Consider the following 12,265-nt stretch of genomic DNA (forward strand, 5'->3'; position numbering starts at 1 on the left):
TCAGTCCATTCCTGTGCCATTACCGGCAAGGCTGAAGTCATATTTAACCTTGCGGCCTTTTTCTTCATAATCGATGGCCAGCTGGCGCGTGATATGTAAAGCGACCTTCTGACCAGGTGGGACATAGATGGCGTCGAAGGTCTGTCCGTAGCGGGCTTTAACCCAGTCGACCGTTTCCCTCATACCGCCTGAGAGCGCTTTGCCCAGCACGGCCTGACCGGCATCACCGGTGAGAGACGAAGTCACGCCACCGTAGGCGTTGGTCTGGGTTGTATTCTGGTTCTGCGCAAATGCGTCACCCGCAGCTCCCGCGGCGGCAAGCCCTGCGATGGTCGGCAGGTAGGTTGAGGCGTTGCTTTTACGCGTACCGGAGATGCATGGAATGCCGTTATCGTCTGAAAGCCATCCGATGCTGCTGTTATTGCCGTTCGCGTTACCATTGTTCTGGGTGCCGCCACTGTTCTGGCCATCGGGAGAAGGCAGCGTTCTGACGGTACCGTCGGTAAAGACAAACGTAATGCTGGTAATGGAGCCGCGCACGCAGGACAGCGTCCAGTCACCGGTGGCGGTCCCGGATACAATAGCGCCCTGCACGTCGGGCAGTTCGATGCCATTAGCCGTCAGGTTGTCTTTACCAATCATGACTTTAAAGGGATAGGGATCCGTGACTTTGCCATCAATCGGAATACGCCCCAGGAGTGCTGTCATCGCGCGGCTCCCGACCAGCGTTGAGTTCTCCGGTAGCGTATAAACTGGATCGGTGGCCTTTTGTGCATCAGTGAGTTGAGTCTGCACCGCTGCGGCAATATTGCCGGCAGCCTGTTTTCCCGCCTGACCCACATCACCAAACGATGTGGCAAACGAGAAACCCGTTGCGTTATTTTTATTGGTTTCAGTTACTGCCTTTCCGCTGGCATCAACGGCAATACCGTCTTTAGGTTCTACCCACTGCAAACCGTCTGGAGAAGGGGTGCTTGCGGCACCGGGATTGAGTCCATTGTCGTAACCCAGCCCTATCGGTATGTCACCGCCCGGACCACTGCTTTTTGCACCTGCATTTGTACCGGCCTCACCGTTCTGCAGCTGATCCATGAGCTGCTTAACCTGCGTACCGAGATCGTTAACCTGCGCGCTGAGCTGAAGGCGCTTCTGTGCCTCTTCAGCGCGAACATTGCTGACAACCTGATTAATTTGCGCATCAACGTTGCCGTTAGTGGTTTTGAGCGCCTTGTTTTCGTCACTGAGTTTTTTATTGTCATCAGCAAGTGTGTCCAGGCGATCCTGTACTTTACGGAAGTTGCCCACCACCGTGCGCAGCGTATCCTGCGGCGTATCACCTTCAATACCGAGCGTTTTAAGGTCTTCTGGTGACAGGTCTTTCAGTGCAGCATTCGTTGGTGCGTGTGAACCGGTGGAGGGCTGGCCACCGCCTGAGCAGGATTTCACGCCGACGACAATAGCGCTGGCCAGCACCACCGGCACAGCGACCCTGACAATGAGATTAGAGGAAGGTGCTTTCATTATTTTTCTCTCCGCTTACGGCCGTCAGCAGGCTGCAGTGACGGCGGTTCGGCGATAAAGGCTCCCTCCGGACGCCCGGACGTTACCAGATAAAGCACCGTGGTATCCTCTGGCGTGCCTGCACGCCCCAGCCAGCGGTGCTGGAAGGCCGCCGTCATGAACTGGCCCTCAAGCGCACGCGGATCGAGGATGACCTTGCCCGGTGAACGATTACGCACCTGCAGGGCAATGACGCTACTGCCCTGAAGGCTCCAGGCTGCCATTGGCGTGACGGAAACGGGCTCAGAGGGCATGAGCGTAGTAATGGACGACGGCAGTTTGAGGGATACCGGACTGATACCCGGCACTGCTTCTACCGTGCGCAGCGGACCATACATGTTCTGCGCCGCATAGCGGGTCAGGATCACCGGCAGCGGCGCATTAAGTTTCGCCGGCTTACGGTCTGCCTTAGCTGTCTGATTATCCGTTTGCTGAGCGCCACGACCGGTGCTGTCCCCGTCACTGCTGACGGACTGCTTGTCACGCGCAGTAGCCGTGGCCACCTCACCGTCATACACAATTTTCACTGGCTCACGTGTGGTTTTACCCGGCGCTGCAGACACGTCCAGCAGAATAAGTTCCCCGTTCTCTTTATCCTGAAGCTCAAGTCGCGTCACCGGGAACGCTTCGCTGGCATCGAGATACACCGCACCACCCGTGCTTTGAATGCGCAGTTTGCTGTTAAGCGTGGGCGGAAAACCCACTCGCACGTTTTTATTTACGAATACGATGCGTTCCTGCCCGACGGTAAGCGGGACCTGAAGCGGAATACGCTCCCACTTCATCAGTTCCACCGCACTGGCCATACCAGGGAGAAACAGGCCAGAGAGAAGAACAAGAGAGTACTTTTTCAATGTATGCCTCATCACTTTTTCTCCGGCTCAGGCAGGGTGACAGCCTCCAGGCGCTGCGGCGTGGCCGCATAACAGTCCAGCGCGAGACCGAAAGGGTTGCGCTCCGGATCGCCTTCCCAGCGCACCACTTTCAGGGGGTAGCGGACCAGCGCGCGCTTAACCGACTCAGTGTGGTAGTACTCATCTGCCACCAGGTCGAGCTGTGCAATCCAGTGGTCCTGATCGAGAATGGTGACGCTGCGGTTGCTGTAACCACGGCGCGGGATTTCATATACCACGCGAACGCGATCACGAAGCTCATCACTGTTCTTACGCATCTCTGCGTCTTTGTTCAGAAAGTCCTGACAGGATGGTGTGAGGTACGGGCTCATCTGTGCGATTTTGGCCGGATAATCCACCTCGCCATTTTTTGGCCAGGAATTCAGCTGCTGAAAAATATAAAAGGCAAAGCTGTAGACGGTTGAAGGCGGTACCTCCCACCATTTACGCGTACTGCCGGAACGCAGGTCCGGCGGATTGTGAATGGTCAGCTCGGAAGGAGCACGCATCCAGCCAACGCCCGTGACCAGCAAACCGGCAAACAGCAGCACACAGGCGATGCGCAGGGAAATAATGTGATTGTCGCGTGCCGTCATGCCATTACGAAAACGACTCATCGCTCCCCCCCGCACGTAACAGCCCGGGTACGTTTTACCTCCCATGCACGGCTGTCCAGAACCATCGAGCGTGACAGGCGGGCCCTGCAGCGAATTTCTTCCAGACGCTGCCAGATGTAATTCTCCGGCTTGCCACGCTTGTAGCGAGCAATCCAGCCTCCCCCCAGGAATACCACGATGAGTGGCATGAGCAGCATGCAGGTAGGAAAAGCCAGCCACCCGATAAAAGGCACCACCGCCAGCGGCACTGCCAGAGGGACACCGGCAATGACACCAGCAATGGCCGCCAGCAGAAACTCACCAGACGTAAAACCTTTCCACACCACAGGGGGGTTATTCAGACGGTCAGGAAGGAAATCGATGACGGCCATACACGCTCCTTACAGAATGTCTGAGGCTTTGGTGGCCAGATATATGACTGCCAGGATGAGCATGATGCCCACCACTGCGTAAAGCAGGAATTCTGTCCAGGAGCCTTTGCCCTTTCGGATGTCGTGGAAAGAAGTGATGATGGCATGCGCAACGGCCAGAAAAGCGCTTGTACATATAAGCAGGCCCAGTGCCAGTCCGGCCATCTTGGCGTAGCCCATCATGGTGTTGTAGGTGCCACCACCACCTCCTGTCGTGGGCTGCTCAACAGAGGGAAGGTCTGCCAGAGCCTGTCCGGCAGACATTAATCCTGAAAGCAGTAGCCCCGCCCGCGCAAAAGCAGAGTAGTAAAACCTGAGTAACTTGGATTTCATTGATTTATCCTTTCAGTGGAAAAACAGAAAGAGCATCGACAGGTAAAGCACGACCAGCCTGACGGCGAGCTCATTGAACTGACGGAACGTCACGGATTTTGATACGACCCCGCGATAGGCCTGAACCAGCGCCCAGGCGCAGAAAAGCAGAATTACGACCGCAAGCGTGCCGAGAATGAGAGTATTCAGCTGCCCAGGAGTCAGGCTGCTGCCGGTCCCCGCGCTCCAGCCGTTCAGCTGCGCACCGTTCATCGCCATGCGGGTTCCTCAGCACGATACTGGCCGGTAACTGAGGACTGGCGGGAGGCAGGCTGCGCCCGCGAAGGTTCAAGATAGGTCGATATACCCTGCTTCATAGTGGAGATATCGCGCGTCGCCTGCTGGTAATCGAAATAAAAGCGAGCATCCTGGGTCTGATTGGCCACAACACGCGCCCGGTCCAGACCGGCCTGCACCTGATCCAACTGACGTAAAACCTGCGCCAGCTCGTCTTTCTCTGATGCATGGCACTGCAGAGCGGGAAGTGTGGCTATCAGCAGGACAATGAGTTTTCTGGTGTGACGCATGGGGATCTCCCGGTTAACTGGTCGTCGGGAGATTGACTTAAAGGAGCAGGTCTTACAGCAGGAAATTATTTATGCATTCACGAAAATAACCTGTTACAGCAGTCGCTTTACCTGCGGGTGTTTCAGACTCTGGGGCAGGTATGTTATAAAAATGAACAATATGACTGAGAAAGGACGCGCTGGAAGGTGAATGTTTACAAGCTTGACGTAAAAAAGCAGGGATACTGGGCGCTCGATAAAGATGATTACGAACAACGCACTGCCCGTCGTTCACCGTGGTACAAAGTGAGCGATTCAGGTTCTCCCCGTTATTTTGCCGTCTGCCCTGCCTGCAATAATCCCATCCAGATAATAGGCTTCTATAGGCTCCCCGCCAATGTCTCCGCTCCCTATGCAAAACACTATAATACCGCGCTGCCTGGTGTAGGGTTCTATGACAGGGAAGCATATGAACATTGTCCATACGCGGACAAAACGAAAAGTTCTGGCTCAGATAAAGGTAAAAGATCACCTGGCGCTCTTTCACGGCTGATACTTCAGTTGCTTATCGAACATTTTGATAAGGTGATCTGGCTGCTGAGCAAGACTATCGGCATCAGAATTGATGAAAAGCTGGCAGTGTCCATGCTTCGACAATATGCGCGTGAGGAAGGGTGGCTGTATTCCCGGGCGACGTTGATGAACATTCCATGGATATTTGCGTATATGGCAGACTGGCAGGATATTTTTTACAAAAAAATGGAAAACAAGGAAATGGCTCAGGCACTAATAAATGCTGAGCCGCGAAGGCTGTCTTTGAATGAGAATGATTATCTTGTAAAAGCCCCCGCCTGCACTGAGTTTCTGACGGTTGGGGCTTATTACACCTGTCACACCGCTTCGGTGACCAATGATATTCTTAGCGAGACAATGGATTTAGTGGTCACGATAAGGTGCGGTTATGAAAATCCCCGTGAGATTTACCGTCGTGAAATCGATTTTGACTTCAATTATTTTAATAATATTGTTAATTTTTCTGAGTGGAACAGCTCAGCCGCCGGTCAGAGACTGCTGAAACATGCGGCTGAAATCCTCGGGCCGCACCTGCTCAATCAATGATTTCAGGGTATTTATGTTTCAGCAGGGACCACCATATTTCTGGAATGGCAGGCACCTCACCCAGTTTTTCCGCATCACGCAGGCATCTCAAGAGCGTCTCCAGTGGCATAAGCATAGTGTGGCACCTATCCTGCAGAACAAAGTTCATCTCCTGCATCTCTGGTGATGGTCTGACAGCTGCCACTGGAAGCGCCTGATTCAGTTCAGACGTATTGCCGGAATTATATTTGTTCACCATATTTCCTCACAGATATTCCCTGATACAGCCCTCACTCAGCATGAGGGCGCTATAAATACTTTTTAAAGCTTGCTGTCGTGACGGCAAGAATTGCACCCACCAGTAGCGCAGATGGTAGCAGCAGAAGATTTGGCCAGACCGCTGTGGGCCAGGCCAGATAGAGCATGCATGGTCCGTACAGCGCGGGTTTGATGAAACGTTTTGCGTGGTGATAGACAAAGCTGGACTCATAACCCGCTCCGTAGCGCCGCAGGTCACGCCGGACCAGTCCGTCAACCACGCCCGTTATGATCACCAGTGCAAAAAGAGGTAGGCTCAAAAAGAGGATCATGACCCGGATAAAGAAAATCAGCGTGACCCAGACCGTTGCCTGAAGATAGACCTCAAGCCAGCTGACCAGTAAGGCGCCAACGCCGTTCAGCGCCGGAATAAGGCCACTTCCCTTTTTACTCAGGGAGTTGAACGACTGCAGCCAGCCGCTGAATCCGCTGTCCACAAAAAGCCACTGCCATGCCACATGTACCCATCGACTGACAGTCTCGACCGGCGCGCTCATCAGCAGGCTACGGGTGTACCCCTCTGACAGCCACCGGCTTTCTGCCAGCATGACGCGGTAGCTGTGTGCAGCCCCTTCATCGGGCCAAAGCAGAGCAATGCAGGCGTACTCAATCAGCAGGCTGACCAGCAATGAGCCCAGCAAAATGCCAATAAGACCCATCGGAAAATCCCACAGCAGCATGCCTATCGGGCCAGACTGCCGCTGACGAGCTGGCTGGCTGCGCTGTCCGTTTTCACTGTCCTGCTGTGACATCCGATCCCCCCGTAAACACCAGGTCACCGCCCGTCCACCACGTTTCACCCGAGTGGTAGTTCTTCTCCATGCTGTCAGCGAGATGTTTCAGACTGGCAGGCATATGCGGGTCGTTGTTATCTGCCGGCAACGGCATACGAATTTTCCATAGCTGGCCGCCTTCCAGCAGCGCAAATGCCTGCCCCTTGGGCAGGTTGATGATATCGGCAGGGCTTATCATTGGCGTTTTTATCAGGCTCACCTGATCGTTGACGTTACTGTTAAAATCCGTGCCTTCGCCAGGACGGGACACGTCGGTAACCCCGGAAGTCAGCGTTTTCTGGTAGACGTCCACTTCCGGAAGCTGATCGGTGAGCAGCATGGCGGTATTCTTCTCACGCACACGGAGCATCACCAGGGTATTGAAGTTGCCCACAACCTGATTGGCTTTGGCCGCGCTGCCAATGCGGGCCTCAATATCAGACAGTGTCTGCGTGTAAGCCGTCACCTGAAAACCGGCGCCGCCGCCTTTGTTTATGAGCGGGATGAATTCATCCCCCATCAGTTCGTTAAACTCATCGCAGTGCAGGTTAATGGCTACTTTTGACGACTGGCCCTCATCTTCATCACCGAGACCGAATTTATAAATGTGACCGCCTTCGGATACGAGGTCAGCGAACATGCTGTTACCCACGGCGGCGGCCACAACAGGATCAGAGAGGGCGTCGAGCCCGACATAGACCACGCCGCGCGATTTGATAATGTTGTGCCAGTCCAGAATCGGCCGGGGGTCGTTGAGGTCAGTGTAATCCGGGGCGAGAAGCGCCGCCGTTTTACCCGTGGTCAGTTTCTCCAGCAATGGCAGCAGGGAGGCGACAATCTTATCGAAATAGGTCCGGTCATACTGAACCGCGCTGCGAAGCCCGTCCAGCACGGGGTCCCAGAGCTTTTTACCCTCAGGGCTCCCCAGTACCTGTTCGGACACCCATATCTTTGCGCCATTGGGTCTGCCCTGAAGATGGCGAGGCAGGTCCTTATCGCTTACCCCGTTGCTCAGCAGTGCCTCGACCGAGTTCATAAGCTGCGGCGCTTTTTCACTCAGCAGATTATCGACATAGGTTTCATAAAGCTCACCGATGTTGGTGACATAGCGGAGAATGAGACTGTAGTCGGGCCGCTGCCCCAGAGCGACCAGCGCGCGCGTGATGATATTAACAAAGCGCCAGGCGAACTCACGAAATGCGGCAGAGTTACCCTCACCAGAGAGCTGACCGGCCACGCGGGATGCCACCTCAGATATACGGCTGAACCTTCCTACTGCGTTGTAGCGTGCGCTGATATCAGGCCAGCCCAGGTGAAACACCCAGAAATTATCCTGACGCCCCGCACGATGGGACTCGGCGTACATTCGACGAAGCAGGTCCGCATCGCCTTTAGGATCAAATACGATGACAACCTCATGCTCGCCGGCCGCATTTTTCCGCCGGATATCCTGCGTAATGAGCAACTCTGCCAGCCGGGTTTTGCCCACGCGCGTAGTGCCAATAACCAGCATATGCCCTACGCGTTCGCCAAGATCATAGGTGACAGCGGTTTCATCAGGTTCGACACCATGATAAACCGGACTGCCGCCAACCGGGGGCAACGGACGGAAAGGGTTAAGAACTGAATCAGTCCGCGTCAGGCGGCACAGCCAGGGGAGGCTGTGTTCCATCTTTTTTTCCACGTCACGCGCCATGCGATACAGCACTGAAGGCTGAACATACACTTCACACTCCGGGCGACGCGCTTCCATCAGCCGCTGCGTGTGGCGAGCTGACCACCGGAACCCCTTCCCTAAAAACAGGTGGCGGCGGCTGACGGGTATCTGTTCACTGGTGAGAACATAACGGGGAAGACGGCGGATGTTGCGGCGATAGCGCAGTATCTTCAGGCCCTGCCGGGTGCGCTTCAGGGCCAGCACCCCAAAACCCGCAGCAGTCACCCAACTGACGGAAGGCGCAAGCGCCACCGCCCACGGGGCTGTCAGACAGATGCAGGTCGCGCTCGCAGCGACGGTTGCGGAATACATTTCTACGGCCGGACGGAGCAAAGACTCCATGACGTAATCATTGCTCATGGGCGCTTCCATCCTGTCAGCCTGTGAAAAAAGCCGGTGCGGCCAGCTGACGCACGCTGATCGCGCCACGTCCGTAGCTCATGGAGAAGTCTCCAGCCATCTTTCGGGTCTGAGACAGCACGAGCGGCAGTGACTGAACTGACGGCGGGATTATCACGGTACTCCCGCTGCCAGGAGCCCGAGCTGAAATACAGCGAGCTGGAATACGTATCAGTTTTCCAGCCTGCAGTATCCTCACGGCCGCGATGGATGTGGTTGACTTCAAGGTCCATATAAAAACCCTGGGCGGTATGCTGACTCAACTCATCACGAAGCGCCACATACACGGCCAGCAGAGGTTCATCGAACTCGTAATGACTGAGATGCACCCCGTGCAGATACGCCATTTCCCGCTCATGGAACAAAAACCGCGCCAGACCGCTGCGATGATTGCCGTCGGCGCCGATATACCAGTCAATGCCGTTGTAGCTGTTGTAATACATGGAGGGCTTTTTGCGTTCAGTCTCCAGATAGTACCCCGGGTTGCGTTCGAGCATGGGGATATTGCGGTCCATGCGTTTACCACGATGCAGGAAATCATGCCAGGTGAGTCCCTGATAATCCGGGTGTTCGGTTCCCTTAATGCAAAACACGTTAATGCTGCCCTGATCCGTCCAGTAATGCCGGCGCAAAAAACCACCGTGCAGCCGCAGTTTATGGTCATCCCATACGCCAATAATGTCCCCAGCCCAGTGCGGTGGATTAGCGTCCGTTCTCGTCAGAAAGTCACTCATGGCTTATTGACCTCTTCCTTTACCGGCAATATCTGGCCAGTCATGATGGGACCCGACGATTTTACGGACCTGAAAAACCAGCTCGAAGAGCAGACCGGCGAGGCACAGCGGTATATATGCGTCGGGCAGCAGACGCAATGTACGTAATAACCCTGCATTCAGGACCTCTGGCGTGTAGGCCGGGCTGATAAAGACCGCTACAGGCACTGCAGCCATAACGACCGACGCCAGGCAGCTGAAAAGAAAAAGTGGACGAAAGATAATTATCCTGATTGCACACTGGACCAGGTTTCCAAGGACGGTATAAATCATTCTGGCCCTCTCCGATGTCAACATGTCACAGATAAGTTCGGAGGGGGGCGTGTTGAGTTTGCGCATATCAGCGTTCCTTTCGGGCAGAAGGTGACAGGGAGAAAGCCGGTGGTGAAACTGCACGTGTTGGTGTCTGTCGCTCAGGTGAAACGTTGAGCTTTTCCATCCAGCGACGGTCGCCTGCCAGCAATCTCAGCAGTGGCTGACCGCTGATGAGCCTGATGCCTGGATAGCGGAGGAATGCTTCTCTGCTCACTTCACTCGTGCGCCCGGTGTGTACAAACAGCCCCGACGCCCGTTCAGTTTCGGTCAGCAGGCCGAATGCAGAGACGTGCGCGGCGTTGATGGTATCGCTGTAGCGCTTGGCCTGAATCAGCCAGCGCTGACCGTTTATCCAGACCTGACCGTCAGCACCACCGTCACCGCTGTATCGTGCGTTGCGTTGTATGCGAAATCCCTGTCGGGACATCGCCGTCAATAACATTTCCTCGAAGACGTACGGGTTCATCTTACGAAGCCAGGTGATTCTGGCCGCGTCGTCACGCAGCTGCGGCAAACGAAGCAGTGCCCGGGCCGCCTGTTTCTGATAGCGGTGATGGCGACGCTGGCTGACCGAACGCGGCCTTAACACTGTGATGGCAAGTGCCAGCGCCCCCGCCAGTAACAGAGCAAGCATCCCCCTGTGCTGACTCAGCAGCTCGGCGATGAGAATGACCGACATCACTGTGATATTCCTGTTGCGGTGATAAGCAGGGGGTAATGATTCAGCCCCAGCCGGCGAGCCAGGTCGCCGCCGCTGACGGGCACCATAGCCACGCCCGGCGCCAGTTGACGAAGGGTGTTTAAACCCTGCTCATCCTGGACGCTTATCACCATGCCAGTTGCCTGCATGCCACTGAGTGATGCAGCATGCTGCTGCAGCCATTGACGTGAAGCCACGTCATCACCCAGCACAAATACCGGCGGCATACCGGGAAGGTTCAGTGGCCGGGATGCTACAACTCCCGGAGACATTTCCGGCGTACTGACCGGCAGCATATCGGAAATGCTCAGAGATGCGGGCGGCTGTGGCAATGACTCAGGCATGCCGGTGTCGTTGTTCTGACCGGCATTGATGGCCTCAAAGAGGGGGGCGGTTGGCTCACCACCTGAATCGCCCACGACGATGAGCGAGGCGCATGCACTGAAGGCGACAGCCATAACGGCTGAAAGGAGTGAGACGGTAAAAGCCTGACGAAAGAGTTTTTTCATTGAGGTTCAATCCAGGTGAGCGTTGAGCGGGCCAGCGCCACAGGCTGAGCTGAGCCTGCCGGTATACTGGCTTGTGCGATCTGACTGAGTTTGCGACGAACGATGGCCATATAGGTCGCTGCGTGTTGCCCGCCCGCAGGATGGTGGTAACAACCCGCAGCCCGCAGCCAGCTGCCAGGTCGGGCGTCATAGCAGGCTCTCAGTATCCGGGCGGCAGCGCGAAGGTTGGTATAGGGGTCGAAAGCATCACGATACGTCGGAAAAAAATGCCCGTTCCAGCCCAGATTGACCTGCGCAATGCCGACATCAATGTTCTTAAGGGGCCAGCGCTGCATAAACCCCATAAGTGCCGAAAAAGCCTGCTCCCGCGTCTCATAGTGGTATCCTTTTCCCGCCACATTTATTGTCCATGGCCAGGGCTTAGCCCCCCATGCGGTCTGGCGGGTACTTTCTGCCATGGCCAGTGAATACAGTGATTCAGCAGGCACACGTTCAGCTGCTGCAATCTGCCGGTAAGCATCGGGAATAACCTGCAGCTCTGCAGACAAGGCGGGCCCTGTGGCAAAAAGCAGGACAGTAAAGAACATCAGAATGCGGCAAGCTGCCATCCGTTTTCTCCCTGCTGCAGAATGACCGGCATCTGACCCTGACCGTAGCGCATCCACAGGCCGCCATCATGGTTCAGAGTAATCTGACGGCTGCGGACTTTATCTACCGGAATATTGTGTTTAATGGCCCATGTCCTGATGCCTTCGTCGCTGCTGTCTCCTACCAGATAAATATCAACCGGCCGGTTGTCGGCCAGAACGGCGGCCAGGCGCGCATCGCAGCGGGTGCAGTTTTCCTTCACAAAGAGGGCCAGACGGCCCTGCGTGTCGTGCGCAATGCCGGCCGCGTTGCTGCCCATATTGACGGCCAGCGTCTCCGGATACAGTCGCAGCCAGGCTGCGTTAATTTCTCGCTGAAAAGCCAGCTCCTTCTCGCTTCGCTGATACTCATGTCTGACCCAGAGTTCAGCAAGGCGGCGACGTTCGGCAGAGCTGTCAGTCTCAACACCCAGTGCGGTGAGTGGATCAAGCCCGGGGGACATAATGCCCCGCGATCCCTTCATCATCGCCTGATACCGACTCCAGTCGGTATCAGATAATCCCCACTGCTGAGCCTGCTGCTGCGCGCTCAGAACGCTCGTGGATGACTGCTGCAATACCGATACCACGCTTTGCGCGGGTGACGTCTGGACTTCAGCAGCCTGAAGTGCCCATGGCATAAGACTCAGTGCTGCCAGTAAAAAGTTTCTCATATACG

The 12,265-nt window shown here is 55.5% G+C and carries 17 protein-coding genes; 1 reads left to right on the forward strand and 16 read right to left on the reverse strand.

Annotated elements, in window-relative coordinates; genetic code table 11:
* From IAE30_RS07640 to IAE30_RS07670, 7 genes are read right to left on the reverse strand one after another with little or no spacing between them, the layout of a single operon-like run.
* A complete protein-coding gene (locus tag IAE30_RS07640) occupies positions 1-1,521 on the reverse strand; it encodes a TIGR03752 family integrating conjugative element protein (RefSeq protein WP_200678884.1) in 1,521 nt (506 codons plus the stop codon).
* Positions 1,521-2,426 carry a TIGR03749 family integrating conjugative element protein gene (locus IAE30_RS07645; RefSeq protein WP_200678886.1) on the reverse strand — a complete coding sequence of 302 codons (906 nt, stop codon included), beginning with the start codon at positions 2,424-2,426 and terminating at the stop codon, positions 1,521-1,523. The genes IAE30_RS07640 and IAE30_RS07645 overlap by 1 nt, the downstream gene beginning before the upstream one ends.
* Positions 2,426-3,070, reverse strand: coding sequence for a PFL_4703 family integrating conjugative element protein (locus IAE30_RS07650; RefSeq protein WP_200678888.1), 645 nt, complete (start codon positions 3,068-3,070; stop codon positions 2,426-2,428). Before IAE30_RS07650 ends, IAE30_RS07645 begins: the two co-directional genes overlap by 1 nt.
* Positions 3,067-3,441 carry a TIGR03750 family conjugal transfer protein gene (locus IAE30_RS07655; RefSeq protein WP_200678890.1) on the reverse strand — a complete coding sequence of 125 codons (375 nt, stop codon included), beginning with the start codon at positions 3,439-3,441 and terminating at the stop codon, positions 3,067-3,069. The genes IAE30_RS07650 and IAE30_RS07655 overlap by 4 nt, the downstream gene beginning before the upstream one ends.
* 9 nt (positions 3,442-3,450) lie before the next feature.
* Positions 3,451-3,813, reverse strand: a complete 363-nt coding sequence (locus IAE30_RS07660; protein WP_200678892.1) for a TIGR03745 family integrating conjugative element membrane protein — start codon at positions 3,811-3,813, stop codon at positions 3,451-3,453.
* A gap of 12 nt (positions 3,814-3,825) precedes the next feature.
* A complete protein-coding gene (locus IAE30_RS07665) occupies positions 3,826-4,071 on the reverse strand; it encodes a TIGR03758 family integrating conjugative element protein (RefSeq protein ID WP_034948937.1) in 246 nt (81 codons plus the stop codon).
* Entirely contained in the window at positions 4,062-4,379 is a 318-nt protein-coding gene (locus IAE30_RS07670) for an RAQPRD family integrative conjugative element protein (protein WP_200678894.1), read from the reverse strand. Before IAE30_RS07670 ends, IAE30_RS07665 begins: the two co-directional genes overlap by 10 nt.
* A 186-nt stretch (positions 4,380-4,565) precedes the next feature.
* On the opposite strand from IAE30_RS07670, the gene IAE30_RS07675 reads away from it, so the two are divergent.
* Complete coding sequence (locus IAE30_RS07675; protein ID WP_200678896.1) at positions 4,566-5,477, forward strand: hypothetical protein; 912 nt, start codon at positions 4,566-4,568, stop codon at positions 5,475-5,477.
* On the opposite strand, the gene IAE30_RS07680 is transcribed toward IAE30_RS07675, so the two are convergent.
* Genes IAE30_RS07680 through IAE30_RS07720 form a run of 9 tightly spaced genes read right to left on the reverse strand, consistent with a single transcriptional unit; the run spans position 5,467 to position 12,260 of the window.
* Positions 5,467-5,715, reverse strand: coding sequence for a hypothetical protein (locus tag IAE30_RS07680; protein WP_200678911.1), 249 nt, complete (start codon positions 5,713-5,715; stop codon positions 5,467-5,469). The genes IAE30_RS07675 and IAE30_RS07680 overlap by 11 nt on opposite strands.
* Before the next feature lie 49 nt (positions 5,716-5,764).
* Complete coding sequence (locus tag IAE30_RS07685) at positions 5,765-6,526, reverse strand: TIGR03747 family integrating conjugative element membrane protein (protein ID WP_200678914.1); 762 nt, start codon at positions 6,524-6,526, stop codon at positions 5,765-5,767.
* Positions 6,507-8,624 (reverse strand): type IV conjugative transfer system coupling protein TraD, encoded by a 2,118-nt coding sequence (traD, locus tag IAE30_RS07690; protein ID WP_200678916.1) that lies wholly within the window; start codon positions 8,622-8,624, stop codon positions 6,507-6,509. Before traD ends, IAE30_RS07685 begins: the two co-directional genes overlap by 20 nt.
* Complete coding sequence (locus IAE30_RS07695) at positions 8,621-9,397, reverse strand: hypothetical protein (protein ID WP_200678918.1); 777 nt, start codon at positions 9,395-9,397, stop codon at positions 8,621-8,623. The genes traD and IAE30_RS07695 overlap by 4 nt, the downstream gene beginning before the upstream one ends.
* Positions 9,398-9,400: 3 nt before the next feature.
* On the reverse strand, positions 9,401-9,775 hold the full coding sequence (locus tag IAE30_RS07700) for a hypothetical protein (RefSeq protein ID WP_200678921.1): 375 nt from the start codon (positions 9,773-9,775) through the stop codon (positions 9,401-9,403).
* Between the two features lies 1 nt (position 9,776).
* Positions 9,777-10,430, reverse strand: a complete 654-nt coding sequence (locus IAE30_RS07705; protein WP_200678923.1) for a restriction endonuclease — start codon at positions 10,428-10,430, stop codon at positions 9,777-9,779.
* Positions 10,430-10,960, reverse strand: a complete 531-nt coding sequence (locus IAE30_RS07710; RefSeq protein ID WP_200678931.1) for an integrating conjugative element protein — start codon at positions 10,958-10,960, stop codon at positions 10,430-10,432. Before IAE30_RS07710 ends, IAE30_RS07705 begins: the two co-directional genes overlap by 1 nt.
* Positions 10,957-11,568, reverse strand: a complete 612-nt coding sequence (locus tag IAE30_RS07715; RefSeq protein ID WP_200678939.1) for a transglycosylase SLT domain-containing protein — start codon at positions 11,566-11,568, stop codon at positions 10,957-10,959. Before IAE30_RS07715 ends, IAE30_RS07710 begins: the two co-directional genes overlap by 4 nt.
* Complete coding sequence (locus IAE30_RS07720; RefSeq protein ID WP_038649680.1) at positions 11,547-12,260, reverse strand: TIGR03759 family integrating conjugative element protein; 714 nt, start codon at positions 12,258-12,260, stop codon at positions 11,547-11,549. Before IAE30_RS07720 ends, IAE30_RS07715 begins: the two co-directional genes overlap by 22 nt.
* Positions 12,261-12,265: the final 5 nt, after the last annotated feature.

This window comes from Pantoea sp. S61 (assembly GCF_016625145.1).
GTDB lineage: Bacteria > Pseudomonadota > Gammaproteobacteria > Enterobacterales > Enterobacteriaceae > Pantoea > Pantoea rwandensis_B.